Origin of the sequence: Burkholderia sp. KBS0801 (assembly GCF_005937855.2) — a bacterium.
GTDB classification, from domain to species: domain Bacteria; phylum Pseudomonadota; class Gammaproteobacteria; order Burkholderiales; family Burkholderiaceae; genus Burkholderia; species Burkholderia ambifaria.
The window spans coordinates 3,276,462-3,302,252 of the sequence record NZ_CP042177.1; the positions used below are offsets into that span (position 1 = coordinate 3,276,462).

The 25,791-nt window shown below is 69.0% G+C and carries 26 protein-coding genes; 18 read left to right on the forward strand and 8 right to left on the reverse strand.

The window, feature by feature from the left end; all coding sequences use genetic code 11:
- Nucleotides 1-15: 15 nt before the first annotated feature.
- Nucleotides 16-639 (reverse strand): RBBP9/YdeN family alpha/beta hydrolase, encoded by a 624-nt coding sequence (locus FFI87_RS15585; protein ID WP_138847050.1) that lies wholly within the window; start codon nucleotides 637-639, stop codon nucleotides 16-18.
- Between the two features lie 337 nt (nucleotides 640-976).
- On the opposite strand from FFI87_RS15585, the gene FFI87_RS15590 reads away from it, so the two are divergent.
- From FFI87_RS15590 to FFI87_RS15610, 5 genes are read left to right on the forward strand one after another with little or no spacing between them, the layout of a single operon-like run.
- Complete coding sequence (locus tag FFI87_RS15590) at nucleotides 977-1,414, forward strand: VOC family protein (RefSeq protein WP_006762228.1); 438 nt, start codon at nucleotides 977-979, stop codon at nucleotides 1,412-1,414.
- A 4-nt stretch (nucleotides 1,415-1,418) separates the two neighbouring features.
- Nucleotides 1,419-2,360: a 2-hydroxyacid dehydrogenase gene (locus FFI87_RS15595; RefSeq protein WP_138847049.1), complete on the forward strand. Its 942-nt coding sequence runs from the start codon at nucleotides 1,419-1,421 to the stop codon at nucleotides 2,358-2,360.
- Nucleotides 2,361-2,388: 28 nt separating this feature from the next.
- Nucleotides 2,389-3,321, forward strand: coding sequence for a hydroxymethylglutaryl-CoA lyase (locus tag FFI87_RS15600; protein ID WP_011658093.1), 933 nt, complete (start codon nucleotides 2,389-2,391; stop codon nucleotides 3,319-3,321).
- A 22-nt stretch (nucleotides 3,322-3,343) separates the two neighbouring features.
- On the forward strand, nucleotides 3,344-3,850 hold the full coding sequence (locus FFI87_RS15605; RefSeq protein WP_011658094.1) for a YbaK/EbsC family protein: 507 nt from the start codon (nucleotides 3,344-3,346) through the stop codon (nucleotides 3,848-3,850).
- Nucleotides 3,847-4,053: a DUF1289 domain-containing protein gene (locus FFI87_RS15610; RefSeq protein WP_006754262.1), complete on the forward strand. Its 207-nt coding sequence runs from the start codon at nucleotides 3,847-3,849 to the stop codon at nucleotides 4,051-4,053. The genes FFI87_RS15605 and FFI87_RS15610 overlap by 4 nt, the downstream gene beginning before the upstream one ends.
- Nucleotides 4,054-4,296: 243 nt before the next feature.
- Here FFI87_RS15610 and FFI87_RS15615 read toward each other — a convergent pair whose 3' ends face one another.
- On the reverse strand, nucleotides 4,297-5,199 hold the full coding sequence (locus FFI87_RS15615) for a DMT family transporter (protein ID WP_105834748.1): 903 nt from the start codon (nucleotides 5,197-5,199) through the stop codon (nucleotides 4,297-4,299).
- A 113-nt stretch (nucleotides 5,200-5,312) separates the two neighbouring features.
- Here FFI87_RS15615 and FFI87_RS15620 point away from each other — a divergent pair, with 113 nt between their 5' ends.
- Nucleotides 5,313-5,804, forward strand: coding sequence for an Lrp/AsnC family transcriptional regulator (locus FFI87_RS15620; protein ID WP_006754260.1), 492 nt, complete (start codon nucleotides 5,313-5,315; stop codon nucleotides 5,802-5,804).
- A 32-nt stretch (nucleotides 5,805-5,836) separates the two neighbouring features.
- On the opposite strand, the gene FFI87_RS15625 is transcribed toward FFI87_RS15620, so the two are convergent.
- Complete coding sequence (locus tag FFI87_RS15625) at nucleotides 5,837-6,733, reverse strand: alpha/beta fold hydrolase (protein ID WP_138847048.1); 897 nt, start codon at nucleotides 6,731-6,733, stop codon at nucleotides 5,837-5,839.
- Nucleotides 6,734-7,012: 279 nt separating this feature from the next.
- Between FFI87_RS15625 and FFI87_RS15630 the strand changes: the two genes are divergently transcribed.
- Entirely contained in the window at nucleotides 7,013-7,972 is a 960-nt protein-coding gene (locus tag FFI87_RS15630; protein ID WP_138847047.1) for an NAD(P)H-dependent flavin oxidoreductase, read from the forward strand.
- Between the two features lie 123 nt (nucleotides 7,973-8,095).
- On the opposite strand, the gene FFI87_RS15635 is transcribed toward FFI87_RS15630, so the two are convergent.
- The 3 genes from FFI87_RS15635 to FFI87_RS15645 all read right to left on the reverse strand — a co-directional run bounded on the left by FFI87_RS15635 (nucleotide 8,096) and on the right by FFI87_RS15645 (nucleotide 11,158).
- Nucleotides 8,096-9,058: a LysR family transcriptional regulator gene (locus FFI87_RS15635; protein ID WP_012364858.1), complete on the reverse strand. Its 963-nt coding sequence runs from the start codon at nucleotides 9,056-9,058 to the stop codon at nucleotides 8,096-8,098.
- 171 nt (nucleotides 9,059-9,229) lie between these two features.
- Entirely contained in the window at nucleotides 9,230-10,306 is a 1,077-nt protein-coding gene (locus tag FFI87_RS15640; RefSeq protein ID WP_012364859.1) for a porin, read from the reverse strand.
- 366 nt (nucleotides 10,307-10,672) lie between these two features.
- Nucleotides 10,673-11,158 carry a hypothetical protein gene (locus FFI87_RS15645; RefSeq protein ID WP_041489960.1) on the reverse strand — a complete coding sequence of 162 codons (486 nt, stop codon included), beginning with the start codon at nucleotides 11,156-11,158 and terminating at the stop codon, nucleotides 10,673-10,675.
- A 330-nt stretch (nucleotides 11,159-11,488) separates the two neighbouring features.
- Here FFI87_RS15645 and FFI87_RS15650 point away from each other — a divergent pair, with 330 nt between their 5' ends.
- The 6 genes from FFI87_RS15650 (at nucleotide 11,489) to FFI87_RS15675 (ending at nucleotide 18,363) form a co-directional block, all read left to right on the forward strand.
- Entirely contained in the window at nucleotides 11,489-12,532 is a 1,044-nt protein-coding gene (locus tag FFI87_RS15650; RefSeq protein ID WP_012364861.1) for a bile acid:sodium symporter family protein, read from the forward strand.
- A gap of 284 nt (nucleotides 12,533-12,816) precedes the next feature.
- A complete protein-coding gene (locus tag FFI87_RS15655; RefSeq protein WP_138847046.1) occupies nucleotides 12,817-14,655 on the forward strand; it encodes an EAL domain-containing protein in 1,839 nt (612 codons plus the stop codon).
- 177 nt (nucleotides 14,656-14,832) lie between these two features.
- Complete coding sequence (locus FFI87_RS15660) at nucleotides 14,833-15,852, forward strand: LacI family DNA-binding transcriptional regulator (protein ID WP_006754117.1); 1,020 nt, start codon at nucleotides 14,833-14,835, stop codon at nucleotides 15,850-15,852.
- The gene (locus FFI87_RS15665; RefSeq protein ID WP_138847045.1) at nucleotides 15,849-17,129 is read left to right on the forward strand and encodes an AGE family epimerase/isomerase; all 1,281 of its coding nucleotides are present in this window, start codon (nucleotides 15,849-15,851) and stop codon (nucleotides 17,127-17,129) included. Before FFI87_RS15660 ends, FFI87_RS15665 begins: the two co-directional genes overlap by 4 nt.
- The gene (locus FFI87_RS15670) at nucleotides 17,126-18,034 is read left to right on the forward strand and encodes a carbohydrate kinase family protein (RefSeq protein ID WP_138847044.1); all 909 of its coding nucleotides are present in this window, start codon (nucleotides 17,126-17,128) and stop codon (nucleotides 18,032-18,034) included. The genes FFI87_RS15665 and FFI87_RS15670 overlap by 4 nt, the downstream gene beginning before the upstream one ends.
- A gap of 107 nt (nucleotides 18,035-18,141) precedes the next feature.
- Nucleotides 18,142-18,363, forward strand: coding sequence for a hypothetical protein (locus FFI87_RS15675; RefSeq protein ID WP_011658106.1), 222 nt, complete (start codon nucleotides 18,142-18,144; stop codon nucleotides 18,361-18,363).
- Between the two features lie 77 nt (nucleotides 18,364-18,440).
- Here FFI87_RS15675 and FFI87_RS15680 read toward each other — a convergent pair whose 3' ends face one another.
- Nucleotides 18,441-18,635, reverse strand: a complete 195-nt coding sequence (locus tag FFI87_RS15680; RefSeq protein ID WP_138847043.1) for a DUF2905 domain-containing protein — start codon at nucleotides 18,633-18,635, stop codon at nucleotides 18,441-18,443.
- Nucleotides 18,636-18,931: 296 nt separating this feature from the next.
- Nucleotides 18,932-20,122: a class I SAM-dependent methyltransferase gene (locus tag FFI87_RS15690; RefSeq protein ID WP_138847041.1), complete on the reverse strand. Its 1,191-nt coding sequence runs from the start codon at nucleotides 20,120-20,122 to the stop codon at nucleotides 18,932-18,934.
- A 13-nt stretch (nucleotides 20,123-20,135) separates the two neighbouring features.
- On the opposite strand from FFI87_RS15690, the gene FFI87_RS15695 reads away from it, so the two are divergent.
- The 5 genes from FFI87_RS15695 (at nucleotide 20,136) to glmS (ending at nucleotide 25,745) form a co-directional block, all read left to right on the forward strand.
- A complete protein-coding gene (locus FFI87_RS15695) occupies nucleotides 20,136-20,879 on the forward strand; it encodes an SDR family oxidoreductase (protein ID WP_138847040.1) in 744 nt (247 codons plus the stop codon).
- 78 nt (nucleotides 20,880-20,957) lie between these two features.
- On the forward strand, nucleotides 20,958-21,362 hold the full coding sequence (locus FFI87_RS15700) for a dihydroneopterin aldolase (RefSeq protein ID WP_011658110.1): 405 nt from the start codon (nucleotides 20,958-20,960) through the stop codon (nucleotides 21,360-21,362).
- On the forward strand, nucleotides 21,359-22,381 hold the full coding sequence (gene ttcA, locus FFI87_RS15705) for a tRNA 2-thiocytidine(32) synthetase TtcA (protein WP_138847039.1): 1,023 nt from the start codon (nucleotides 21,359-21,361) through the stop codon (nucleotides 22,379-22,381). The genes FFI87_RS15700 and ttcA overlap by 4 nt, the downstream gene beginning before the upstream one ends.
- 134 nt (nucleotides 22,382-22,515) lie before the next feature.
- Complete coding sequence (gene glmU / locus FFI87_RS15710) at nucleotides 22,516-23,877, forward strand: bifunctional UDP-N-acetylglucosamine diphosphorylase/glucosamine-1-phosphate N-acetyltransferase GlmU (protein WP_138847038.1); 1,362 nt, start codon at nucleotides 22,516-22,518, stop codon at nucleotides 23,875-23,877.
- A gap of 50 nt (nucleotides 23,878-23,927) precedes the next feature.
- Complete coding sequence (gene glmS / locus FFI87_RS15715; protein WP_138847037.1) at nucleotides 23,928-25,745, forward strand: glutamine--fructose-6-phosphate transaminase (isomerizing); 1,818 nt, start codon at nucleotides 23,928-23,930, stop codon at nucleotides 25,743-25,745.
- Nucleotides 25,746-25,791 lie beyond the last annotated feature (46 nt).

A 25,791-nucleotide genomic window follows, 5' to 3' on the forward strand; every position in this document is an offset into this window, starting at 1 on the left:
GCGTGCCGGTGAGTGTCAGATCGCGTGCGCGAGCGCGCGGTCGACGAGCGCGGCGTCGAAGCCGTCGTCCGCATCGCGAAAGCGCAGCGGCGCCGCGCAATGCACCAGCGTGTCGACGAAATATTTCGCGCGCGGCCACGGCCCGAAGCCCGCTGCCGTGTTGATGTGCCCCGCGTCGCCGAGGTTCACGAATGCGCTGCCGAGCCGCTGCGCGAGCGTGCGCGCATCGGCGAGCGGCATCCATGGATCTGTCTCGCTGCCGATCACGATCGACGGCACCGCGAGCCGGCGCGCGTCGAACGACCCGGCGAACGTGAATTTCCTCGGACTGGCCGGTGCGACGAGCAGCACGCCCGCGACGTCGGCCGCCTGCGGCCATTGCGCGAGCGCATGCGCGGCCGCGAGGCAGCCGAAGCTGTGCGCGGCCAGCACGAACGGGCCGCGCTCGCGCTCGAGCAGCGCGCGCACCGACTGCGCCCAGCGGGCGAGATCCGGAGCGTCCCAGTCGGCCTGTTCGACCCGCAGCGAACGCGGGAACTGCCGCTCCAGCCAGGTCTGCCAGTGGGCGCCTTCGCTGCCGTGCAGGCCCGGAACGGTCACGAGCCGCGGCGGCCACGCCGATTTGCTGCATGCGCGCATGATTGCCCTCGCTTGCTTTGCTTGGAGACGAGGTTCGATTGTGGCGCGCCGCGCGCGACGGCCGAACCAATATTTTGTGCTTTGCTTCTGCGCGCGACGGGCACCGGGGACGGCCACCGGCGATGGGCACCCGGCGACGGCCGCCGCGGATGGCTACCGACGATGCGCGCCCAACGAGGCCGCCGTCGGCCACCCGCGCGAGCCGCGCCGCGCGCACCGGCGGCCCCTCGGCGGCGCAACCCGCCGCGAAACCGTAGAATGTGGGCTTCCCGCTTGCCATGCATCGGATCGAAACCCGCGCGCCACCGCGCCGGTGCCGATCGACAGGAGACGCCCGATGTCCGCTACGCCCGCCGGCGCGCTGCGCCCGTTCCATCTCGCCTTTCCCGTATCGAGCCTCGCCGACGCGCGCGCGTTCTACGGCGGCCTGCTCGGCTGCCCCGAGGGCCGCAGCTCGGATCACTGGGTCGACTTCGACTTTTTCGGCCACCAGCTCGTCGCGCATCTGGCGCCGGACGAAACCGGCGCGAGCGCGGTGAATCCGGTCGACGGCGACAACGTGCCCGTGCGCCATTTCGGCGTCGTGCTGTCGATGGACGAATGGCATGCGCTCGCCGATAAACTGAAGGCCGCGCACACGCGCTTCGTGATCGAGCCGCACATCCGCTTCAAGGGCGAGGTCGGCGAGCAGGCGACGATGTTCTTCCTCGATCCGTGCGGCAACGCGCTCGAATTCAAGGCGTTCGCCGACATCGGCCAGCTGTTCGCGAAGTAAGCGCATGAAGATCCTGTTCTACTCGCCGCACCAGGAAGCCGACGCATGGCGCGACGCGATCGCGCAGGCGCTGCCCGACGCGAAGCTGCGCGCATGGCAGCCGGGCGACACGGCCGCCGCCGACTACGCGCTCGTGTGGCGCGCGCCGCGCGAGCTGTTCGCGCCGCGCGACGGCCTGCGCGCGATCTTCAATCTCGGCGCGGGCGTCGACGCGCTGCTCGCGCTCGAGCGCGCGCATCCCGGCACGCTGCCGCGCGACGTGCCGCTGGTGCGCCTCGAGGATTCGGGCATGGCGCAGCAGATGATCGAATACGTGACGCACGCGGTGCTGCGCTACCTGCGCCGCTTCGACGAATACGAGGCGCTGCAGCGCGAGCACCGCTGGCAGGTGCTCGAACCGCATCCGCGCGCGCACTTCACCGTCGCGGTGCTCGGCCTCGGCGTGCTCGGTGCGCAGGTCGCGCAGGCGCTCGCCGCGCTCGGCCTGCCGGTGCGCGGCTACAGCCGCAGCCCGAAGCAGCTCGACGGTATCGACACCTTCGCGGGCGACGACGCATTCGACGCGTGCATCGACGGCGCGAAGGTACTCGTGAACCTGTTGCCGAGCACGCGCGATACCGACGGGATCCTGTCGGCGCGCACCTTCGCCCGGCTCGCGCCCGGTGCGTACCTGGTGAACGTCGCACGCGGCGCGCATCTCGTCGAAGCCGACCTGCTCGACGCGCTCGCAAGTGGCCAGCTCGCCGCGGCGACGCTCGACGTGTTCCAGCACGAGCCGCTGCCGGCCGATCATCCGTTCTGGCACGCGCCGCGCATCACGATCACGCCGCACTGTTCGGCCGAGACGCTGCGCGACGAAGCCGTCGAGCAGATCGCGGGCAAGATCCGCGCGCTCGAGCGCGGCGAGCGGGTCGGCGGCGTCGTCGACTACGCGCGCGGCTACTGAATTCCGCCTACACAAACTGGAGACAACCATGACGTTCCCCACCGCCGTCAAGATCGTCGAAGTCGGCCCGCGCGACGGGCTGCAGAACGAAAAGACCTTCGTGCCGACCGACGTGAAGATCGCGCTCGTCGACCGGCTGTCGCGCGCCGGTTTCCGCAACATCGAGGCCGCGTCGTTCGTGTCGCCGAAATGGGTGCCGCAGATGGCCGACGGCGCCGACGTGATGGCCGGCATCGAGCGCCGCGCGGGCACCGTGTATTCGGTGCTCACGCCGAACCTGAAGGGCTTCGAGAACGCGCTCGCCGCACGCGCGGACGAAGTGGTGATCTTCGGCGCGGCGAGCGAGGCGTTCTCGCAGCGGAACATCAACTGCAGCATCGCGGAAAGCATCGCGCGCTTCGAGCCGGTCGCGAAGGCCGCGAAGGATGCCGGCGTGCGGTTGCGCGGCAGCGTGTCGTGCACGCTCGGCTGCCCGTACCAGGGCGAGGTGCCGGTCGCGTCGGTCGTCGACGTCGTCGAACGCTTCGCCGCGCTCGGCTGCGACGAGATCGACATCGCCGACACGATCGGCGTCGGCACGCCGAAGCGCACGCGCGAAGTGCTGTCGGCCGTCACGCGCGTGTTTCCGCGCGAACGGCTGTCGGGCCATTTCCACGACACCTACGGCCAGGCGCTCGCGAACATCTACGCGGCGCTGTTCGAAGGGATCGAGATCTTCCACGCATCGGTTGCCGGCCTCGGCGGCTGTCCGTACGCGAAGGGCGCGACCGGCAACGTCGCGACCGAGGACGTGCTGTACCTGATGCAGGGCCTCGGCATCGACACCGGCATCGACCTCGCGCAGGTGGTCGCCGCCGGCGACTTCATCTCGAACGCGATCGGCCGCGCGAACGTGTCGCGCGCCGGCCGCGCGCTGCTCGCGAAGGCGCAGAGTGCGACCGACGCGCCGAGCTGCGTCTGACCCCGACACTCACGGATTCTCCATGACGACACCCACTTCATTTGACTCCCTCCCCGATTCCGCGCGACGCGTCGCGCTGCTGCTGCGCGAGCGCGGGCACTCGAAAGGCATCGTGATGCTCGCCGAAACCGGCAAGACCTCCGCCGAGGCCGCGGCCGGGCTCGGCTGCTCGGTCGCGCAGATCGCGAAGTCGATCCTGTTTCGGCGCGAATCGGACGGGCTGCCGGTGCTCGTCGTCGCGAGCGGCGTGAACCGCGTCGACGAGAAGAAGGTCGCCGCCCAGGTCGGCCCGGTCGGCCGTGCCGATGCGAAGTTCGTGCGCGACCACACCGGCTACGCGATCGGCGGCGTGTGCCCGATCGGCCATCTCGTCGAACCGGTCACGCTGATCGACGCCGACCTGCTCGCGCTCGACAGCCTGTGGGCGGCCGCCGGCCATCCGCATGCTGTGTTCAACCTGTCGCCGCAGGAGCTCGTCTCGTTGACCGGCGCACCGGTCGCCGACGTCGCGTTGAGGAACGACGCATGAGCGACGTGCCGGTGGTGGTCGGCACGGTCGCGTCGCCGTGCACCGACGTCTGCAGGATCGACCCGCGTACCGACTGGTGCGCGGGCTGCCTGCGCACGCGCGACGAGATCAAGGGATGGCGCGCGTCGGACGACGACGCGAGGCGCGCGCTGCTCGCGCGGCTCGATGCGCGGCGGCGCTTGCTCGCCCGGAGCGGCGCATAAAAAAATGCCGTTCGGCCTGTCTGGCGAACGGCATGAGATCGGAATCCTGTGAACGTGATCAACGTCACAGCCGCATCATACGAGCGACGCTGCGGCGTCGCATCGGGTGTTTCCCTACAACTTCCTACGGCCTTGTTCGCGGGCAATCGGCGTTCCCGGACGCGGCGCCCACAGGCGCGGCAAACGGCCCCGTCAGCGAGCCGAAACAGCCCGCAGAATCGCCCCCCGAATCGCTCGAACGTTTCAGTTGCCGACGCTCGCGCGACGCGCGGGCACGATGCGCCAGCCGAGGTTCACACCGGCCGCCGCGAGCAGGATCAGCAGCGCGCCGAGCACCTGCGTCCACGCGAGCGTCTGCCCGAACGCGACGCGATCGACGATGATCGCGACGACCGGATAGACGAACGACAGCGCGCCCGTCATCGCGACCGGCAGCTTCTGGATCGCGCCGTACAGCAGCACATACATCACGCCGGTGTTCACGACGCCGAGCACGACGAGATCGAGCCACTGCGCGGGCGTCGCGGGCAACGTGCCGAAGTGGGCGAACGGCGCGAGCAGCACGATGCCGAGGCCGGCCTGCAGCAGCGCGAGCAGATGCGGCGGCGTGCCCTTCAGGTGCTTCGTGACGATCGACGACACCGCGTACAGGAACGCCGCGCCGAGCGACAGCGCGACGCCTTCGAGATATTCGCCGGGTACCGCGAGCACTGCCGGCTCGACCCGCACCACGCACACGAGCCCGACGAAGGCGAGCGCGAGCCACGTGATCGTCGATGCGCTGATCCGTTCGCGGAACACGATCGCGCCGAGCGCGACGAGCATGAACGGCTGCGTGTTGTAGACGGCGGTCGCCATCGAGATCGACGCGCGTGAATACGCGGCGAACAGCAGCAGCCAGTTCGCGACGATGGCGACGCTGCCGAGCGTTGCGAGCGCGAGCATGCGCGGCGAGAACAGCGCGCGGCGCAGGAAGCCGAGCGCCGCGCAGACGATCGCGAGCGTCGCGGCGCCGAACAGGCAGCGGAAGAACACGACGTTGGTGAGCGGTTGCTGCGACGACATCACGAGCCAGCCGATCGTGCCGGACATCATCATCGCGACGACCATCTCGGCGGCGCCGCGGCGGGTTTCGTTCGAGGCCATCAGGGACTCCATTCGACGAGAGAAGATGACTTCGATTCTAGGAACTTGCTTTCCGCGCATCCACGACTAAACTGAAGCGAAACCACCGATTCACCTTCGAAAGCAAAGCGATCATGTCGAAACGCCTTTCCCCACCCGCCGTCGCGTCACTGGATGCGACCGACCGCGCGATCCTCGCGGCGCTTGCCGAGGATGCGCGCATCGCCACCAGCGAACTGGCGCGGCAGATCGGGCTGTCGGCGCCCGCGACCGCCGACCGCGTGCGGCGGCTCGAAGCGCAGGGCGTGATCGCGGGCTTCACCGTCGAGCTCGACCCGCGCGCGCTCGGCTACACGCTGCAGGCGATCGTCCGCGTGAAGCCGCTGCCGGGGCAGCTGCATCTGGTCGAGGAGGTGTTGCGGCGGATTCCCGAATTCGTCGAATGCGACAAGGTGACCGGCGAGGACTGCTTCATCTGCCGGCTCTACCTGCGCACGATCGGGCACCTCGACGACATCCTGTCGAAGGTGACGGAGCGCGCGGAAACGAGCACGGCGATCGTGAAATCGACGCCCGTGCCGCGCCGCCTGCCGCCGCTCGTCGAAGACGACGCCGCGCGCCGCTGACCGTCGGCGCTTGCCGCCGCGGCCGGCGCCGCTCACGCCGCCGCGTCGCGCGCGTCGAAGAACGCGAGCAGCTCGTCGACCAGCGCGACAGGCGCCTCTTCCGGAATGTAGTGCCCGCAAGCGAGCGCGCGGCCGCTGACGTCGCGCGCGACGCGCCGCCATTCGTCGAGCGGATCGAAGCAGCGGCCGACGATCCCGCGCTCGCCCCACAGCACGCGCAGCGGGCACGCGACCTTGTTGCCGCGCTCGAGATCCGCGCGGTCGTGTTCGAGATCGATCGTCGCCGACGCGCGGTAGTCCTCGCACATCGCATGCACGGCGCCCGGCTGCGCGAGCGCGGCGCGATACGCGGCGAGCGCCTCCGGCGCGAACGGCGCGAGCCCGGCCGAACGGTTGCCCATCACGCGCTCGATATACGCATCGGTGCGGCCTTCGATCAGCGTTTCGGGCAGCGGCGCCGGCTGGATCAGGAAGAACCAGTGGAAATACGCGGTCGCGAACGCACGGTCCGTTTTCTCGTACATCGCGAGCGTCGGCGCGATGTCGAGCAGCATCATCCGTTCGACGGCCGCCGGATGATCGAGCGCGAGCCGGTGCGCGACGCGCGCGCCGCGATCGTGCGCGCACACGTGAAATTGCTCGAAGCCGAAATGCCGCATCACGGCGACCTGGTCGGCCGCCATCGCGCGTTTCGAATACGGCGCATGCCGCGCGTCGCTCGGCGGCCTGCCCGACGCGCCGTAGCCGCGCAGGTCGGTCGCGATCACCGTGAAGTGATTCGCCAGCGTCGCGGCGACGCGATGCCAGATCATGTGGGTCTGCGGATGGCCGTGCAGCAGCAGAAGCGGCGGCCCCGCGCCTCCTTTGACACCGAAGATGTCGGTGTCCTGCATCGTCACGCGAAACGATGCAAACGCGTCAAACGACATGGTTTGTTTCTCGTCGGTTTGTTATGGCGGGTATTGTAGGAGCGCGCAGCCGGCTGCTGCGCGCGGCAGCCGCCCGAATGCGTAGAAAGAGAACACTCACTCGATTGTCGCCACGCCGCGCCGTTTGCTAAGCTCGCGTAGAATCGCACGACCGTTCGTATTAATATGGGCGCAGCGCTACGCCGCTACACTCGAAGCACCGTTCGACCGCCAAGCATGCATGCCGAAGCCGGCGCGATCGCGCCGGCCCCGGCCGCCCCTCGAGACTGGAGACATCACATGGCATTGCCCGCCGTCCTGCAGAACCTGACGCTGCCCGTCATCGCGTCGCCGATGTTCATCGTCAGCTACCCCGAACTCGTGCTCGCGCAATGCAAGGCGGGTATCGTCGGATCCTTCCCCGCGCTCAACGCCCGTCCGGCCGAACTGCTCGACGAGTGGCTCACGCAGATCCAGTCCGAGCTCGCCGGCCACAAGGCGAAGCACCCGGACGCTGTGATCGGCCCGATCGCGGTCAACCAGATCGTCCATCAGTCGAATGTGCGCCTCGAGCATGACGTGCGCGTGTGCGTCGAGCACAAGGTGCCGATCTTCATCACGAGCCTGCGCGCGCCGGCGCGCGAGATCGTCGACGCGGTGCACAGCTACGGCGGCATCGTGCTGCACGACGTGATCAACCTGCGCCATGCGCAGAAGGCGCTCGAAGCCGGCGTCGACGGGCTGATCCTCGTCGCGGCCGGCGCCGGCGGCCATGCGGGCACGACGTCGCCGTTCGCGCTCGTCGGCGAAGTGCGCAGGATGTTCGACGGCCCGATCGTGCTGTCCGGTTCGATCGCGAACGGCGGCTCGATCCTCGCCGCGCAGGCGATGGGCGCCGACTTCGCGTACATGGGCACGCGCTTCATCGCGACGCAGGAAGCGCACGCGGTCGAGGACTACAAGCACGCGATCCTCAACGCGAAATCGTCCGACATCATCTATACGAACCTCTTCACCGGCGTGCACGGCAACTACATCCGCGAGAGCATCGAGAAGGCCGGCCTCGATCCGGACGCGCTGCCGGAATCGGACAAGACGAAGATGAATTTCGGCGGCGACAAGACGAAGGCGTGGAAGGACATCTGGGGTGCCGGCCAGGGCGTCGGCCTGATGGACGACCTGCCGAGCGTCGGCGAGCTCGTCGAGCGGATGAAGCGCGAGTACGACGACGCGAAGGCCCGGCTCGGCATCGCACGCTGACGCACGCGGCGGGTTGCTTCACCGCCGCGCATCCGCGCATCACATCGGACCAGAAACGAAAAAGCGCGAACCGCACAACGGCTCGCGCTTTTTTCATGTCCGCCCGCGGGCGGCCAGCGCCGGTCAGCCCGCGCGCTTGATCCGCGTGATCGGCAGCACGCGCAGGTGCGATTCGATCGACGGGCACAGCGACTGCCCTTCGAAACGCGCGGCAAGGAAGTCGACGAACGAGCGCACCTTCGCGGACACGTGGCGGCGGCTCGCATACACCGCATAGATCGGCGCCTCGTGCGGGGGCACCGAATCGAGCAGCACCGGCACGAGCCGGCCGGATTCGATGTCGTCGCCGACCACCTCGGTGCCGAGCAGCGCGATGCCCGCGCCCGCGAGCACGGCCGCGCGCAACCCTTCGAGGTGGTTCACGATCAGGTTGCCGTTCAGGTTCACGCGCGACGCGGCGGCCGCGTCGATCACCAGCGAATCGAGCATCGTCGAATTCGAATCGCGGCGCAGGTAGTTGTGGTGCGCGAGATCGGCGATCGTCTGCGGCGTGCCGTGCTTCTCGAGATATTCGGGCGACGCGACCAGCAGGATGTGCGCGGTCGCGATCTGCCGCGCGACCAGCGACGAGGATTTCAGTCCGTTCGGCGCCGCGCGCACCGCGACGTCATAGCCTTCCTCGATCAGGTCGACCACGCGATCGGACAGCGTCATGTCGACGACCACGTCCGGGAACCGGCCCGCATAATCGGTGACGGCCTGCATCACGTGCCGCAATCCGAACGCGGACAGCGACGTCACGCGCAAGCGGCCCTGCGGCACGACGCTCGCGGCGCCGACCGCCTGTCCGGCTTCGTCGAGTTCCGACAGCGCCTGCACGAGGCGCTCATAGTATTCGCGTCCCGCCTCGGTCGGCGCGACGCGTCGTGTCGTGCGATGCAGCAGCCGCGCGCCGAGCTGCTGCTCGAGATGCATCACGTGCTTGCTCGCCATCGCGGCCGACATCTGCATGCGCTCCGCCGCGCCGACGAAGCTGCCCACTTCGACGACGTAGCGAAACACATTCATGCTGACGAGGGTATCCATCGAACTAGCTCGCAATTCCTGGGAATCATGCAATTACGAGATAGGGTAACAAAGGCAAGGAAACCAAAAGGTCAACAATGGCAAAACGGCGCAACAGTAAGCGGCGCCGTTTTGGGGCGGGAAACGGGCGGGCGGCACGCGCGGTGCTGATTCGCGCCCGCCATCGTCTCGTCAGAACTTTGCGCGGATGCCTGCGCCGAACGTGTTGCCGCTCGACAGGCCGCTGATGTGGTCGTTCATGTACGCGGCGTAAACGTCGGTGCGCTTGGACAGCGGATAGTCGTAGCCGACGGCCCAGGTCTGGCGCGTCTGGTCGAGGCCGCCGCCGTCGCGCGAGTACGCATACGACGCCATCGCGTTGCCGACGCCGAGCGGCACCGATACGCCGCCCTGCGCGGTATTCACGTGCCAGCTGCCGGCAACCTGGTCGTTCTTCGTATACATATACTGGCCGAACAGCTTCACGTACTTCAGGTCGTAGGTCGCGCCGACCAGCCCGATCCCCTGGCTCTTCATGCCGGTCACGAGCGAGCTCAGGTCCTGCGGGCCGTTGTTGAAGTTCACGTATTGGTAGACGGCGGTCGCGGCGAACGGGCCGTTCGCGTAGTTGAACTGCGCGCTCCACTTCTTCGAGCGGTTGTCGCCGGCCGTGTTGCCGAGCGCGTACATCGCCCCGAAATTCAGGCCACCGAACGAAGGCGACGTGTACGACAGCGCATTGTTCCAGCCCGAATCACCCACCGCGCCCTGGTCGCTCGGATAGGTCGGAAACGTGCCGAGGCCGAGGAACACGTGGTACACCATCGGCGAGAAGGTGTACGAGTCGTAGAACGGGTTGAACAGGATCGTCGACAGGAACAGGTGCGTCGTCAGGCGGCCTGCCGTCACCGTGCCGTACGGCGAGCTGACGCCGACGTACGCGTTGCGCGCGAAGAACGTATCGCCCTGGAAGCGTCCGAACTGGCCGTTCTGCGCGCGGAAGAAGCTCTCCAGCGTGAAGATCGCCTTGTAGCCGTTGCCAAGATCCTCCGCACCGTGCAGGCCCCAGTACGAGGTCGACATCCCGCCGCCCGACACGTTCCACGCGCGGTCGCCGCCCGGGAACTTGGTTGCGCCGACCCATTCGTCCACCTGGCCGTAGAGCGAAACGCTCGACTGCGCGTGGACGGGTGCGGCGGCCGCCACGCAGGTGGCCGCGGCGATCAGCTTGACGGACGTGCGCGACGCACGGCGAGCGAATGCTTTCATGGGATCTCCAGGTTTTGTCGAATGTCGATAAGTGGCGCGAGCGTTGTTTTTTGGAGCCGATTGCTTGCGTCGTATGGGGCGCAGCCATCTTTACGGATCATTTGTCCGGTCAAAATTGCGCGCACTTATTGCGGGTATAGCGGCGGCATTAACTTCGCGGAATCGACACATGGCCGCACGCGTCACCGCGGGCCCGCGCGGGGCAGGCACGCGACGGGACGGCCGCGGAACGGCGCCCGTGCCGGGCGCGAAAGATAGCGCAATGCGGGGGGAAAATCAGCGGAAATCTGCGCACGACTGTGGCGAATTCGCATCACAGCCGGCGAGGGACGAGCGCGCGGGGCGCTCAACGAACGCGCGGTGCGCTCAGTTTCGGTAGAACGGGGAGAAATACGGCGAGTGGGCGGCAGGTTCTTCCTGCGAGCGCGGGGGCGGCATCGGACGGCCGCCGCGCTCCTCGTTGTAGCGCGCGACGTCGGCGCGGATCGAGCCGGCACGCATCGGCACGTTGCCGCCGCCCGGCGGGCGCGGCATCTGGCGGGAGTCGGCGCTGATCGGGCGATACGGGCTTTGCGCGGCGTAATGGCCGTAAGACGGCGTCGGCCGCAGGCCCCAGCGGGATCCGTAGCCGCTCACGCCGCCGGCACGCGCGCCGCCCGGCGGCAACGCCCGGCGCCAGACCTGCGCGCTGGCGGCCGACTGGCCGTACGCGCGCATGTCGCCGCCGCCGAAACCGTGGCCGCCGAACGCATGACCGCCGTGCGGCGGTTGCGCGAGCGCGAACGGCATCAGCAGCGTGCCGAGCACGCCTGCCACCCATCGTCCGACCTTCAGTTTCACCCGTTCCGTCATCATTCATTGCCTGTTACCGCTCGCCGCCGGTGTTTTTCGGCTGACGCAAGCCTTTCAGCAGTAATTTATGAGCGGTCCGAAACGGTGTCGAGCCAAAAAGTGTTAGGTCGCCGGCATCGGTGTAACACCATGTTACTGCTAGGTTTTTTCACTTCCGCGGCCAATCGTGGAAGAACATTCTTCTGCCCATTCGCGCGCCGGCCGGTGGCCCTGCCGCATGCACGAGACTCATCAATCGATTCTCACAATGAATTTGTCTATTGAATGACCAGCCGGGACAATATCGGCTTCGCGCGCGATGCGCGCCGCCGTTTCCGAATCTAGCTCCCGATGGCCCGTCCCCGCTTCCTTCCCGACAACTTCACGCTCGCGCTCGTCGGCACCGTCGTGCTCGCGAGCCTGTTGCCGTGCCGCGGCCCGGCCGCCCATGCGTTCAACTGGGCGACCAACATCGCGGTCGGCCTGCTGTTCTTCCTGCATGGCGCGAAGCTGTCGCGCGAAGCCGTCGTCGCGGGGGCGACCCACTGGCGGCTGCATGCGGTCGTGCTGCTCAGCACGTTCGCGCTGTTCCCGCTGCTCGGCCTCGCGCTGAAACCCGTGCTGCAACCGCTCGTCACGCCGACGCTCTATGCCGGCGTGCTCTTTCTGTGCACGCTGCCGTCGACGGTCCAGTCGTCGATCGCGTTCACGTCGATCGCGAAGGGCAACGTGCCGGCCGCGGTGTGCGCGGCGTCCGCGTCGAGCCTGCTCGGCATCTTCGTGACGCCGGCGCTCGTCGGGCTGATGATCACGTCGCAGTCGGCCGCGGCCGCGTCGCCATGGAGTACGGTCGGCAGCATCGTGCTGCAGCTGCTCGTGCCGTTCGTCGCCGGCCAGCTGCTGCGGCCCGTGATCGGCGGCTGGATCGAGCGCAATCGCGGCGTGCTGCGCTTCGTCGACCAGGGCTCGATCCTGCTCGTCGTCTACGTCGCGTTCAGCGAGGCCGTGAACCAGGGGCTGTGGCACCAGATTCCGGCGCGCGCGCTCGGCGGCCTGCTGGTGGTCAACGTCGTGCTGCTCGTGATCGCGCTGGTGCTGACCACGATCGTCGGCAAGCGGCTCGGCTTCAACCGCGCTGACCAGATCACGATCATCTTCTGCGGGTCGAAGAAGAGCCTCGCGGCCGGCGTGCCGATGGCGAAGGTGATCTTCTCCGCGCAGGCGGTCGGCGCGATCGTGCTGCCGCTGATGCTGTTCCACCAGATTCAGCTGATGGCGTGCGCGGCGCTCGCGCAGCGCTGGGGCGCGCGCGACATGAGCGGCGAGCGCGACGGCGAGGATGCCGCGGCCGGCACGGCGCGCACGCAGGGTACGCTGAACGCGGGCAAGCGCTGACGCGGAGGCGGCGCGGCTGGCCCCGGATGCCGCGGCGGGCACAGCGCGCACGCAAGGCACCCTGAACGCGGGCAGGCGCTGACGCGGCACCTGCGCGCCCGGCATGGCTAGCCGCGCCAGGGTAGGCACTTTTCCGCTCCCGCCTCGGCCCCCGCGTCGTTCCCTTTCAGCCCCCACGCGACGCCTGCACCATCGACGTGCATCGCGTCACGAAATCTTCATTCAATTCTTCGCGCGCGCTGCCGTTAAAGTCGGGCGTCCCGTCGCCTCGGCCGCACTCCCCCATGCCCGCGCCCCATCCTGACTCGTCCGTTGCTCCCACCACGCGCCTGATCGCGGAGCGTGCGCTCGCCGCCGTGTTCCAGCCGATCGTCGACCTCGGCTCGGGCACGGTCGTCGGCTACGAAGGCCTGATCCGCGGCCCGCGCGGCACCGACCTCGAACCGCCGGCCGCGCTGTTCGCGCAGGCCGCCCGCGACGGCACGACCATCGCGCTCGAGCAGGCGGCCGCGCTCGCCTGCCTCGACGCGTTCGCGGCGCTCGGCTGCGACGGCAAGCTGTTCCTCAACTTCAGCGCGGGCACGATCGTGCAACTCGTGCGCGAACGCGAGCGCGCGCGGCAACTGCTCGGTCGGGCGGGCGTCGGCGCCGAGCGCATCGTGATCGAGCTGACCGAGCAGACCGCGATGCCGGACGTCGCGCGCATCGAGCCGGCGGTCGCGTCGCTGCGCGACGCCGGCATCCAGTTCGCGCTCGACGACTACGGCACCGCGAACGCGAGCATGAACCTGTGGTTGCGCCTGCACCCGGATGTCGTGAAGATCGATCGCTTCTTCATCCACGACATCGCGCGCGACCCGCTCAAGTTCGAGGCGGTCAGGGCGATGCAGCACTTCGCGCACGCGAGCGGCGCGCAGCTGATCGCGGAAGGCATCGAGAACGCGAGCGACCTGATCGTCGTGCGCGACATGGGCATCTGCTGCGTGCAGGGCTTCCTGCTCGGCCGGCCCAACGCGCGGCCGTCGCCGGTCGTCGCGCCGGCCGCGCGCGACGCGATCCGCACCCCGCACATCGCGGTGTTCCCCGGCGCGACGCGCACCGCGCGGCCGGCCGGCACGATCGCGGCGAAGATGCTCGTGCCCGCGCCGGCGCTGCCGCGCGATGCGACCAGCAACGACGTGCTCGACCTGTTCAACCGGATGCCCGGCCTGCACGCGGTCGCGCTCGTCGAACGCGGGCGGCCGGTCGCGCTCGTGAACCGGCGCGGCTTCATCGACCGTTTCACGCTGCCATACCATCGCGAGGTGTTCGGGAAGAAGCCGTGCCTGCAGTTCGCGAACGACGCGCCGCTGATGATCGACAACGCGACGTCGGTCGAGCAGCTCGCGATGCTGCTCGCAAGCCACGACCAGCGCTATCTCGCGGACGGTTTCGTGATCACCGAGCACGGCCGCTACCTCGGGCTCGGCACCGGCGAGAGCCTCGTGCGCGCGGTGACCGAGATGCGCATCGAGGCCGCGCGCTACGCGAATCCGCTGACCTTCCTGCCCGGCAACATCCCGATCAGCGCGCACATCGACCGCCTGCTGGAGCGCGACGCCGGCTTCCATGCGTGCTACGTCGACCTGAACCAGTTCAAGCCGTTCAACGATCAGTACGGCTACTGGCAGGGCGACGAAGTGCTGAAATTCGCGGCGACGGTGCTGGCCGGCGTGTGCGATCCGCAGCGGGATTTTCTCGGGCACGTCGGCGGCGACGATTTCCTGGTGCTGTTCCAGCGCGACGACTGGCGCGCGCGGGCGACCGACGCGATCGCGCGCTTCAACGACGGCGCGCAGCGCTTCTACACGCAGGCCGACCGGCTCGCAGGCGGGCTGCGCGGCGAGGACCGCCACGGCAACCCCGCGTTCTTCGGCTTCGTGACGATGGCGATCGGCGCGGTCGGCGTGCCGGCAGGCGCGCACGGCGCGATGCGCTACGGCAGCGACGAGATCGCGTCGGTCGCGGCGCTCGCGAAGCGGCGGGCGAAACAGCAGCCGGGCGGGCTCGCGGTCGTCGATCTCGATGCGGGCCGCGCGGCGCTGCGCGAGCGCGGGGAGCCGCCGCTCGCGGCGGCGGGTTGAATGGGAGGCTTACCTTGCCTTTTCCGCGTTTTGTTTAGTATTTTTAGTAACGGCGTTTTCGCAGATTAGCACGTAAAAACCCGTTATTTCCGGGTATTCCCCGGTTATCCGGCCCGAATTTGGCGCAGAGTTTTACTATACAATCGCCGTCACCCTAAACAAACCGGATCCCGAACGATGGGCACCACCATTCGCGACGTAGCGCGGGCGGCAGAGGTCTCGATCGGCACCGTCTCCCGCGCGCTGAAAAACCAGCCGGGCCTGTCCGAAGCCACGCGCGCGCGCATCGTCGAGATCGCGCAGCGGCTCGGTTACGACCCGGCCCAGTTGCGCCCGCGCATCCGCCGCCTCACCTTCCTGCTGCACCGCCAGCACAACCGCTTTCCCGCCAGCCCGTTCTTCTCGCACGTGCTGCACGGCGTCGAGGACGCATGCCGCGAGCGCGGCATCGTGCCGACGCTGCTCACGGTCGGCCCGAACGACGACGTGCTGCGCCAGATGCGCCCGCACGCGCCGGACGCGATCGCGGTGGCCGGCTTCATCGAGCCCGAGACGATCGAGGCGCTCGCTGCGACCGGCCGCCCGCTCGTGCTGATCGACCTGTGGGCGCCCGGCCTGCGCTCGGTGAACATCGACAACGCGACGGGCGCGGCGCTCGCGATGCGCCACCTGCTCGCCACCGGCCGCTCGCGGATCGCGTTCATCGGCGGCTCCGCCGCGCACTACAGCATCGCGCAGCGCGCGATCGGCTACCGGCGCGCGTTCTTCGAGGCCGGGCGGCTGTTCGACCCCGCGTACGAGGTGACGATCGACGCCGGGCTCGACCCCGACACCGGCGCCGCGCGCGCGATGCAGCAACTGCTCGACGCGCCGGGCCCGCGCCCCGACGCCGTGTTCGCGTACAACGACGCCGCCGCGCTGGCCGCGCAGCGCGTGTGCATCGCGCGCGGCGTGCGGATTCCGGAAGACATCGCGATCGTCGGCTTCGACGACATCCCCGCCGCCGCACACGCGAACCCGCCGCTCACGACGCTCGCCGTCGACAAGGAAGCGCTCGGCCGCCGCGGCGTCGAACTGCTGCTCGCCGAAGCGCCCGAGCGCACCGAGATCTCCCTGCCCGTCGAGCTGATCGTGCGGGCCAGCAGCCAGCCCGCCGGCTCACCGGCACTCGATACCGCCACGGTCACCGAATCATGAACATGCCCCCGGTCCAATCCCGCACGGCCACACCGGCCAACCACGCGCAAGCGGCGCCGTTCGTCGCGAGCTTCCGCGATCCGTCGTTCCTGCTGTCGCACATCGAGGACACGCTGCGCTTCTACGCGACGAACGCGTTCGATCCGACGGGCGGCTTCTACCACTACTTCCGCGACGACGGCAGCGTCTACAACCGCACGTCGCGGCATCTGGTCAGCAGCTGCCGGTTCGTCTTCAACTACGCGATGGCGTACCGGCATTTCGGCGATCCGCGCCATCTCGAGTACGCGCGCCACGGGCTGCGCTTCCTGCGCGACGCGCACTGGGACGACGACCTGCAGGGCTACGACTGGGAACTCGACTGGCGCGACGGCGCGAAGCGCGAGACGCTCGACGCCACGCGCCACTGCTACGGTCTCGCGTTCGTGCTGCTGGCCGCCGCGCACGCGACGATGGCCGGCATCGACGAAGCCCGTGCGCTGATCGCGTCGACCTTCGAGCTCGCCGAACACCGCTTCTGGGATGCGGCCGCGGGCCTCTATGCGGACGATGCGACGCCGAACTGGCACGTGTCGTCGTACCGCGGCCAGAACGCGAACATGCACATGACGGAGGCGCTGCTCGCGGCCTACGAGGCGACCGGCCACGTCACCTACCTCGACCGCGCGGAGAAGCTCGCGACCCATGTCACGCAGCGCCAGGCCGCGCTGTCGGGCGGCCTCGTGTGGGAGCACTACCATGCGGACTGGTCGGTCGACTGGGACTACAACAAGGAAGACAGCTCGAACATCTTCCGTCCGTGGGGCTTCCAGCCCGGGCACCAGACCGAATGGGCGAAGCTGCTGCTGATCCTGGAGCGGCACCGCCCGCTCGACTGGCTCGTGCCGCGCGCGGCCGAGCTGTTCGACGCGGCCCTCACGCACGCGTGGGACGCCGATCACGGCGGCCTCTGCTACGGCTTCGGCCCCGACTTCACGATCTGCGACCACAACAAGTATTTCTGGGTGCAGGCGGAAACCTTCGCGGCGGCCGCGATGCTCGGCGCGCGCACCGGCAGCGAGCGTTTCTGGGACTGGTACGACGAAATCTGGCGCTACAGCTGGGCGCATTTCGTCGATCACCGCTACGGCGCGTGGTACCGGATCCTCACCTGCGACAACCGCAAGTACAGCGACGAGAAGAGCCCGGCCGGCAAGACCGACTATCACACGATGGGCGCGTGCTACGACGTGCTCGCGACCCTCGCGCGCGCGGCGCGCAGCGAGCCGACGCAATGAGCGGCGGCACGTTTCCGGCATTCGTGTCGGCGGGCGACATCCTGACCGACATGGTGCGCGCGGGCGACGCGCAGTGGACCTCGGTGCCGGGCGGCGCCGGCTGGAACGTCGCACGCGCGGTCGCACGGCTCGGCGTGCCGAGCGCGCTCGCGGGCGCGATCGGCGAGGACTGCTTCTCCGACGTGCTGTGGCGCACCAGCGATGCGGCCGGGCTCGACCTGCGCTTCCTGCAGCGCGTGCCGCGCGCGCCGCTGCTCGCGATCGTCCACGAGACCCGGCCTCCCGCGTACTTCTTCATCGGCGATGCGAGCGCGGACCTCGCGTTCGACCCGGCGCGGCTGCCGGCCGGCTGGACCGAACACGTGCGATGGGCGCACTTCGGCTGCATCAGCCTGGTGCGCGAACCGCTCGCCAGCACACTCGTCGCGCTCGCGGCCGACCTCCACGCGCGCGGCGTGAAGATCAGCTTCGATCCGAACTACCGGAACCTGATGACGGCCGCGTACCGGCCGACGCTGGAGAAGATGGCCGGCCTGGCCGACCTGATCAAGGTGTCCGACGAGGACCTGCGCCACCTGTTCGGCGGCGACGGCCCCGACGCGGTCGACGCGGTGCGCGCGCTGAACCCGCGCGCGGCCGTGCTCGTCACGCGCGGCGCGCAGGCGGCGACCCTTTACGCGGATGGCGACGTGCTGGAGGCCAGCCCGCCACGCGTCGAGGTGGTCGACACCGTGGGCGCGGGCGACGCGTCGATCGGGGGCCTGCTGTTCAGCCTGATGGCCGCGCCGCAGCGGCCGTGGCGCGAGCATCTCGCGTTCGCGCTCGCGGCGGGCGCGGCCGCGTGCCGGCATACGGGCGCGCACGCGCCGACGCTCGACGAGGTCGTGGCGCTGCTCGAACGGTGACGGCATGGAGTCGCACGCGGCGGCGCGCTGATCGGTCGCCGATTAGCGGCGCTGTACATGCTGCGCCGCAGTGCTACGATGAAGTGTCCTATTGCGGGAGAGGCACGATGGACACGAACACGTTCACGAAAGGCATCTACACGGCCAAGGCGCATACGCAGCACACCGCCAACGGGCAATACCAGGGCTACGTGATCCTCGCCCGGGACGACGGCGACGAGACGGAGAACATGCGCTACGACGTCCACACGACGAGTCCGAGCGAGGAAGAGGCGTTCGACGAAGCGAAGGCGCTCGCGCACCGGATCCTCGGCGAAATCGAACTGTGATGCGCGAACTGTAATGCGCAGGACCATCACGCGCGCGCCGCGGCCGGACCGCGACGCGCCGCCGCATGCGGCGCGGCTCAGAGCAGCCGCGCGACCATCGACACCAGCAACGTCACCACCAGCGTCGACATGAACGGGAACGGGTAGCGCCGCCCGCCGAGCGTCAGCGTGACGTCGCCCGGCATCCGCCCGACGCCGAGCTTGCCGAGCCACGGCCAGCAGCGCGTCAGGATCATCACCGCGAAGAACGACGCCATCAGCCAGCGCAGCATGCTAGGGCCTGTTTCCATATGGAACGCGCATGCGTTGCCACGAGAACGGCCGCTCGCGAGGCGCGCGACGCCGCGAATACTGGACGTATTCGCAAGGAGCGCAACGCGGCGAGCGGCCGTTCTCGTGGCAACCCCAAATTAAAAAAATCATGTCACGGGAATGCCCGAAATCGCCCGTATGGCGGCGTCGCTCGTCGCTTGTTTGGCGCGGCCAAACGGCGCTCCTCACTCCTTGCCCTACGAGCGATTTCGGGCATTCGCATGTGCGTTCCATATGGAAACAGGCCCTCGCCCCGTCAGAGCGCGTGCGAGCGGTCGCCGCGCGCGAATGCGTCGAGCGTGCCGTCGATCCCGCGCGAGAAGGCGATCACCTTGAACAGCTCGCCCATCTCGGCTTCCGAGATCAGCTTCTGCACCGCGTTCGCGGCCGGCAGGAACTGGTGGATGTCGGACGGATCGATCGCGGCCAGCGCGTCGGTGATGCCCGCGTTCAACAGGAAGCGCGCCTGCGACGTGTAGCCGAGCAGGTCGGCGCCGGTGCCGACGCCGGCGTTATAGATGCCGGTGAATTCGACGTGCGCGGTGATGTCCTGCAGCCCCGGGTACAGGAACGCGTCGTCGTGCGCGTGGTGGCGGTAATGGCACATGAGCGTGCCGCGGTCGCGCTGCGGATGGTAGTACTCGTGCGCGGGAAAGCCGTAGTCGACCAGCAGCACCGCGCCGCGCGCGAGCATCGTGCACACGGTGCGCGTGAACGCGAGCGCGGCTTCGTGCGTCTCGGTCACATAGCCGTCGTCGACGTCGAGCGTCGCGAGCACCGGCGGCAGGCCGGCAGCGCCGACGGGCCGGTCGCCTAACACGAACGCGTGCCGCGCGTCCAGCGTAACGCCGCGCTCGAGCCACGCGCCGCCCGACTTCGCGAACAGCCGCACCGGCATCGCATCGAGCACCTCGTTGCCGACCACGACGCCGTCGAAGCGCTCGGGCAGCGCGTCGAGCCAGCGCACCTTGCCGGCGAGCGCCGGCGCGGTAGCCGCGATCGTGTCGCGCTGCCGTTCGCGCAACTCGCCCGACAGATCGACGATCAGGTATTCGTCGAGTTCGACGTCGAGCGCATCGAGTGCCGCGAGCAGCCCGGCCGCGAGCTTGCCCGTGCCCGCGCCGAACTCCATCACGTGACGCGTGCCGCTCGCCGCGAGCGCGTCCGCGACGGGATTCGCGAGCGTCTGCGCGAACAGCGGCGACAGCTCGGGGGCCGTCACGAAGTCGCTGCCGTCGTCGGCGCGGCGTCCGAACTTGCGCGCGCCGCCGCTGTAATAGCCGAGGCCTGGCGCGTACAGCGCGCGCTCCATGAAGCGGTCGAACGGCAGCCAGCCGCCGGCCGCCGCGATCTCGTCGCGCAGTTGCGCGGCGAGCATTTCGGACTGCGCGAGCGCGTCAGGGCCGGGAGCAGGTAAACTAGCGGATTCGTGAGCTTTCGGGTTCATCCCGGCATTGTAAATGACCGTTTCAGCCGATACGTCGACCCCGCGCATCGCGCTCGTCGCAGGCGCGCTGGACAGCGCGGCCGACGCCGCGTCGCTCGGTCGTGCGCTCGCGACCGCCTTCGCGCAGCGCGGCTGGGACGTCGCGCTGCAACGCAGCGCCGGCGCGCCGCGCGCGGCCGGCGACGCGCTCGTCGCCGAAGTCGCCGCCCGCGGCCGCCGCGCGGCGGTGCTCGACGCCGATCTGGCCCTGGAAGCCGACGCGGGCGCGCTGGTGGCCGCCTGCGGCGCGGCGCTCGGCCGGCCCAAGTGTGCGGTGTTCGTGAGCGCGTGCGCCGGCACCGACGACGCGCAGACGGTGAACGGCGCAGCGCTCGCCGACGCGCTGGCCCGCAACGTGACGGCGCCGCTCGCACTGGCCCGCGCGCTCGCCGATGCGACGCCCGACGCCGCGCGCGACGATGAAACGCTGCGCGCGTGCGTGATCCACGTGCTGGACCAGGCGCTGTTTCACCCGGCGCCGGCCCGGCTGTCGCACGCGCTTATGCAGGCCGCGCTGAACCGCGCGACCGCCGCGCTGGCGCTGGCCCTCGCGCCGAAGGTGCGCGTCGCGGCGCTCGTGCGCGGCCACGCGCCGCACGCGGACGACATCGCGGCAGCGGCCTGCTATCTCGCGAGCGCGCCCGGCGTCACGGGCGCGACGCTGACCGTCGACGGCGGCGAGCACCTGGTGCCGCCCGCCGCCGGCCCGAAAGAATGAACTGCGCGGACCGCGCGGCCTGATCGCCGCCGTCCGCGCCGCTTTGCGTGCGCGCACGCCAATTTGACTGGGACGACCATGTTTTCCGCTCTCCTGCACCCCCGCCTCGCGGACTGCCGCAGGCTCTACCTGCGCGACTACGAGGTGCACATGAAGATCGGGGCCTTCGAACACGAGAAGCGCGGCGAGCAGCGCGTCGTCATCAACATCGACCTGTTCGTGCCGCTCGCGCTGTCCACCCCCGTCGACGACCGGCTGCATGAAGTCGTCGACTACGACCTGATGAAACAGAGCGTCGCGCAGTGTCTCGCGCGCGGCCACATCCACCTGCAGGAAACGCTGTGCGACGCGATCGCCGCGAACCTGCTGGCGCACGACATCGTGCGCGCGGTACGTGTCCGTACCGAGAAACCGGACGCCTATCCGGACTGCGATGCCGTCGGCGTCGAAGTCTTTCGCATCAAGGACGAGGAGCGCGCATGAACGCCCCCCACATGCATGACACGGCGGCCGATGGCGCCGCCATCGAAGCCACCGTCGCCGACATCGCCGACACCGGCCGCCGCGCGCTGACGCGCCGCGAGCAGAAGGAAGCGTACGAGAACAACAAGCTGTTCAAGCGGATCGTGCGCCAGGTCGGCCAGGCGATCGGCGACTACAACATGATCGAGCAGGGCGACAAGGTGATGGTGTGCCTGTCGGGCGGCAAGGACAGCTACGCGATGCTCGACGTGCTGCTGCGCCTGCGCGAGCGCGCGCCGATCGACTTCGACATCGTCGCGGTCAACCTCGACCAGAAGCAGCCGGGCTTCCCCGAGCACGTGCTGCCCGAATACCTGACGCAGATCGGCGTGCCGTTCCACATCGAGAACCAGGACACCTACAGCATCGTCAAGCGGCTCGTGCCCGAAGGCAAGACGACCTGCTCGCTGTGCTCGCGGCTGCGCCGCGGGATCCTGTACCGCGTGGCGGGCGAGCTCGGCGCGACCAAGATCGCGCTCGGCCACCACCGCGACGACATCCTGCAGACGTTGCTGCTCAACATGTTCTACGGCGGCAAGCTGAAGGGGATGCCGCCGAAGCTGCAGTCGGACGACGGCAAGAACGTCGTGATCCGCCCGCTCGCGTACGTGAAGGAGACCGATCTCGAGAAATTCGCGGAGCTGCGCGAATTCCCGATCATCCCGTGCAACCTGTGCGGCAGCCAGCCGAACCTGAAACGCGCGGAGATGAAGGCGCTGATCCGCGACTGGGACAAGCGCTTCCCGGGCCGCGTCGACAACATGTTCAGCGCGCTCGCGAACGTCGTGCCGTCGCACCTGATGGATACGACCCAGTTCCCGTTCGCGTCGCTGCGCGCGACCGGCCAGGCCGACCCGCAGGGCGACATCGCGTTCGACGAGGAACCGTGCGCGTCCGGCGACGACACCGCCGCCATGAGTGACGGCGCCCGGCCGATCGCGGCCCGACCGATCTCGATCGTCCAGTTCGACGACCTCTAAGCAGGGCCCGAACGCCCGCCGGAACCGCGGCCCGCGGCCGTGTTCCGGCGCTGTCGCCCCGCCGCGACAGGCCCGGAACGCCAGGGGCCGCATGCTAAAATGGTCGGCTTCGAACTCCTCTGACAGCTGGCGCCATGAATATCGTGATTTTGGCGGCAGGCACCGGCAAGCGCATGCGTTCCGCGCTGCCGAAAGTGCTCCATCCCCTGGCCGGCAGGCCGCTCCTCTCCCACGTCATCGCCACCGCGCGCACGCTGCAGCCGTCGCGGCTCGTCGTCGTCGTCGGGCATGGCGCCGAGCAGGTCCAGACCGCCGTCGCCGCGCCCGACGTCCAGTTCGCGGTGCAGGCCGAGCAGCTCGGCACCGGCCATGCGGTGCGCCAGGCACTGCCGCTGCTCGATCCCGCGCAACCGACGCTGGTGCTGTACGGCGACGTGCCGCTCACCCGCGCGTCGACGCTGCGGCGTCTGGTCGACGCCGCGCGCGAAGGCAGCTACGGGATTCTGACCGTCACGCTCGACGATCCCACCGGCTACGGCCGCATCGTGCGCGACGCGGCCGGCTTCGTCACGCGCATCGTCGAGCAGAAGGATGCGTCGCCCGAACAGCTGAAGATCGCCGAGATCAACACCGGCATCATCATCACGCCCACGGGCCAGCTGGCGATGTGGCTCGGCGCGCTGAAGAACGAGAACGCGCAGGGCGAGTACTACCTGACCGACGTCGTCGAACTCGCGATCGAGGCCGGCTTCGACGTCGTCACGTCGCAGCCCGACGACGAATGGGAAACGCTCGGCGTGAACAGCAAGGCGCAGCTCGCGGAGCTCGAGCGCATCCATCAGCGCACCATCGCCGATGCGCTGCTCGTCGACGGCGTCACGCTCGCAGATCCCGCGCGCGTCGACGTGCGCGGCACGCTGCGCTGCGGCCGCGACGTGTCGATCGACGTGAACTGCGTGTTCGAAGGCAACGTGACGCTCGCCGACAACGTGACGATCGGCCCGAACTGCGTGATCCGCAACGCGTCGGTCGGCGCCGGCACGCGCATCGACGCTTTCACGCATATCGACGGCGCCGAGCTCGGCGCGAACACCGTGATCGGCCCGTACGCGCGGCTGCGCCCGGGCGCACAGCTCGCGGACGAAGCGCATGTCGGCAACTTCGTCGAGGTGAAGAACGCGGTGATCGGCCACGGCTCGAAGGCGAACCACCTGACGTACATCGGCGACGCCGACATCGGCGCGCGCGTGAACATCGGCGCGGGCACGATCACCTGCAACTACGACGGTGCGAACAAGTTCCGCACCGTGATCGAGGACGATGTGTTCGTCGGCTCGGACACGCAACTGGTCGCGCCGGTGCGCGTCGGCCGCGGCGTGACGATCGCGGCCGGCACGACGATCTGGAAGGACGTCGCCGAGGGCGTCCTCGCATTGAACGAGAAGACGCAGACCGCGAAGAGCGGTTACGTCCGCCCGGTCAAGAAGAAGAGTTGACATCACGCGGGCGCTCCACGGCGCCCGTTTCCACATAGAGGGTAAGTTTCATGTGCGGCATTGTCGGCGCAGTTGCGCAGCGTAATATCGTTCCGGTGCTGATCGAAGGATTGCGGCGCCTCGAATACCGTGGCTACGATTCGTGCGGTGTCGCCGTGCTCGAGCCGGGCGCACCGAAGCGCGCGCGCAGCGTCGCGCGCGTCGCCGATCTCGACGCGCAGGTCCACGAATCGCACCTCGAAGGCACGACCGGCGTCGCGCACACGCGCTGGGCAACGCACGGCGCGCCCGTCACGCACAATGCGCACCCGATCTTCTCGTCGAACGCGCTCGCGCTGGTGCACAACGGCATCATCGAGAACTTCGAGACGCTGCGCGACGCGCTGCGCGCGAAGGGCTACGAATTCGTGTCGCAGACCGACACCGAAGTGATCGCGCACCTCGTGCACAGCCTGTATCGCGGCAACCTGTTCGACGCCGTGCGCGAAGCCGTGCAGCAGCTGCACGGCGCGTATGCGATCGCGGTGACCCACAAGGACGAGCCGCACACGGTCGTCGGCGCGCGCCAAGGTTCGCCGCTCGTCGTCGGGCACGGCGACGGCGAGAACTTCCTCGCGTCCGACGCGCTGGCGCTGGCCGGCAGCACCGACCGCTTCACGTTCCTCGAGGAAGGCGACGTGTGCGAACTGTCGCTCGACGGCGTGAAGATCGTCGACCGCCACGGCGCGCTCGCGCAGCGCGAGATCCGCGTCGTGAGCGCGTACGGCGGCGCGGTCGAGCTCGGCCCATATCGCCACTTCATGCAGAAGGAAATCTTCGAGCAGCCGCGCGCGATCGGCGACACGGTGCCGCAAACCGACGCGTTCGACGCGACGCTGTTCGGCGACGCGGCCCCCGCCGCGTTCGCTAACATCGACAGCCTGCTGATCCTCGCGTGCGGCACGAGCTACTACTCGGGCCTTACCGCGAAGTACTGGCTCGAATCGATCGCGAAGATCCCGACCCAGGTCGAGATCGCGAGCGAATACCGCTACCGCGAGTCGGTGCCGAACCCGCGCCAGCTCGTGCTGGTGATCTCGCAATCGGGCGAGACGGCCGACACGCTCGCCGCGCTCAAGCACGCGCAGTCGCTCGGCCACACGCATACGCTCGCGGTGTGCAACGTCGCGACGAGCGCGATGGTGCGCCTCACCGAGATGCAGTTCCTGACGCACGCGGGCACCGAGATCGGCGTCGCGTCGACGAAGGCGTTCACGACCCAGCTCGTCGCGCTGTTCGTGCTGGCCGCGACGCTCGGCAAGCTGCGCGGGCACGTCGACGCCGCGCAGGAAGCGGAATTCCTGAAGCAGCTGCGCCACCTGCCGGCCGCGTTGAACAGCGTGCTCGCGCTCGAGCCGCAGATCATCGCGTGGTCGGAGGAATTCGCACGCAAGGAGAACGCACTGTTCCTCGGCCGCGGGCTGCACTATCCGATCGCGCTCGAAGGCGCGCTGAAGCTGAAGGAAATCTCGTACATCCACGCGGAGGCCTATCCGGCCGGCGAACTGAAGCACGGGCCGCTCGCGCTCGTCACGGAAGCGATGCCGGTCGTCACGGTCGCGCCGAACGACACGCTGCTCGAGAAGCTGAAGTCGAACATGCAGGAAGTGCGGGCGCGCGGCGGCGAGCTGTACGTGTTCGCGGATGCCGACACGCAGATCGTCAACGACGACGGCCTGCACGTGATCCGGATGCCGGAACACTACGGGCAGCTGTCGCCGATCCTGCACGTCGTGCCGCTGCAACTGCTCGCGTATCACACCGCGTGCGCGCGCGGCACCGATGTGGACAAGCCGCGCAACCTCGCGAAGTCGGTGACGGTGGAGTAAGTAATCGGCGCAGCGCAGTCCGGCGCGCCGACCAGACTGACGGAGA

What these genes read in the sequence shown, in the direction of transcription:
- FFI87_RS15585 (WP_138847050.1), bottom strand. Translation starts at nt 639, where the DNA reads ATGCGCGCATGCAGCAAATCGGCGTGGCCGCCGCGGCTCGTGACCGTT.
- FFI87_RS15590 (WP_006762228.1), top strand. Translation starts at nt 977, where the DNA reads ATGTCCGCTACGCCCGCCGGCGCGCTGCGCCCGTTCCATCTCGCCTTT.
- FFI87_RS15595 (WP_138847049.1), top strand. Translation starts at nt 1,419, where the DNA reads ATGAAGATCCTGTTCTACTCGCCGCACCAGGAAGCCGACGCATGGCGC.
- FFI87_RS15600 (WP_011658093.1), top strand. Translation starts at nt 2,389, where the DNA reads ATGACGTTCCCCACCGCCGTCAAGATCGTCGAAGTCGGCCCGCGCGAC.
- FFI87_RS15605 (WP_011658094.1), top strand. Translation starts at nt 3,344, where the DNA reads ATGACGACACCCACTTCATTTGACTCCCTCCCCGATTCCGCGCGACGC.
- FFI87_RS15610 (WP_006754262.1), top strand. Translation starts at nt 3,847, where the DNA reads ATGAGCGACGTGCCGGTGGTGGTCGGCACGGTCGCGTCGCCGTGCACC.
- FFI87_RS15615 (WP_105834748.1), bottom strand. Translation starts at nt 5,199, where the DNA reads ATGGCCTCGAACGAAACCCGCCGCGGCGCCGCCGAGATGGTCGTCGCG.
- FFI87_RS15620 (WP_006754260.1), top strand. Translation starts at nt 5,313, where the DNA reads ATGTCGAAACGCCTTTCCCCACCCGCCGTCGCGTCACTGGATGCGACC.
- FFI87_RS15625 (WP_138847048.1), bottom strand. Translation starts at nt 6,733, where the DNA reads ATGTCGTTTGACGCGTTTGCATCGTTTCGCGTGACGATGCAGGACACC.
- FFI87_RS15630 (WP_138847047.1), top strand. Translation starts at nt 7,013, where the DNA reads ATGGCATTGCCCGCCGTCCTGCAGAACCTGACGCTGCCCGTCATCGCG.
- FFI87_RS15635 (WP_012364858.1), bottom strand. Translation starts at nt 9,058, where the DNA reads ATGGATACCCTCGTCAGCATGAATGTGTTTCGCTACGTCGTCGAAGTG.
- FFI87_RS15640 (WP_012364859.1), bottom strand. Translation starts at nt 10,306, where the DNA reads ATGAAAGCATTCGCTCGCCGTGCGTCGCGCACGTCCGTCAAGCTGATC.
- FFI87_RS15645 (WP_041489960.1), bottom strand. Translation starts at nt 11,158, where the DNA reads ATGACGGAACGGGTGAAACTGAAGGTCGGACGATGGGTGGCAGGCGTG.
- FFI87_RS15650 (WP_012364861.1), top strand. Translation starts at nt 11,489, where the DNA reads ATGGCCCGTCCCCGCTTCCTTCCCGACAACTTCACGCTCGCGCTCGTC.
- FFI87_RS15655 (WP_138847046.1), top strand. Translation starts at nt 12,817, where the DNA reads ATGCCCGCGCCCCATCCTGACTCGTCCGTTGCTCCCACCACGCGCCTG.
- FFI87_RS15660 (WP_006754117.1), top strand. Translation starts at nt 14,833, where the DNA reads ATGGGCACCACCATTCGCGACGTAGCGCGGGCGGCAGAGGTCTCGATC.
- FFI87_RS15665 (WP_138847045.1), top strand. Translation starts at nt 15,849, where the DNA reads ATGAACATGCCCCCGGTCCAATCCCGCACGGCCACACCGGCCAACCAC.
- FFI87_RS15670 (WP_138847044.1), top strand. Translation starts at nt 17,126, where the DNA reads ATGAGCGGCGGCACGTTTCCGGCATTCGTGTCGGCGGGCGACATCCTG.
- FFI87_RS15675 (WP_011658106.1), top strand. Translation starts at nt 18,142, where the DNA reads ATGGACACGAACACGTTCACGAAAGGCATCTACACGGCCAAGGCGCAT.
- FFI87_RS15680 (WP_138847043.1), bottom strand. Translation starts at nt 18,635, where the DNA reads ATGCTGCGCTGGCTGATGGCGTCGTTCTTCGCGGTGATGATCCTGACG.
- FFI87_RS15690 (WP_138847041.1), bottom strand. Translation starts at nt 20,122, where the DNA reads ATGAACCCGAAAGCTCACGAATCCGCTAGTTTACCTGCTCCCGGCCCT.
- FFI87_RS15695 (WP_138847040.1), top strand. Translation starts at nt 20,136, where the DNA reads ATGACCGTTTCAGCCGATACGTCGACCCCGCGCATCGCGCTCGTCGCA.
- FFI87_RS15700 (WP_011658110.1), top strand. Translation starts at nt 20,958, where the DNA reads ATGTTTTCCGCTCTCCTGCACCCCCGCCTCGCGGACTGCCGCAGGCTC.
- ttcA (WP_138847039.1), top strand. Translation starts at nt 21,359, where the DNA reads ATGAACGCCCCCCACATGCATGACACGGCGGCCGATGGCGCCGCCATC.
- glmU (WP_138847038.1), top strand. Translation starts at nt 22,516, where the DNA reads ATGAATATCGTGATTTTGGCGGCAGGCACCGGCAAGCGCATGCGTTCC.
- glmS (WP_138847037.1), top strand. Translation starts at nt 23,928, where the DNA reads ATGTGCGGCATTGTCGGCGCAGTTGCGCAGCGTAATATCGTTCCGGTG.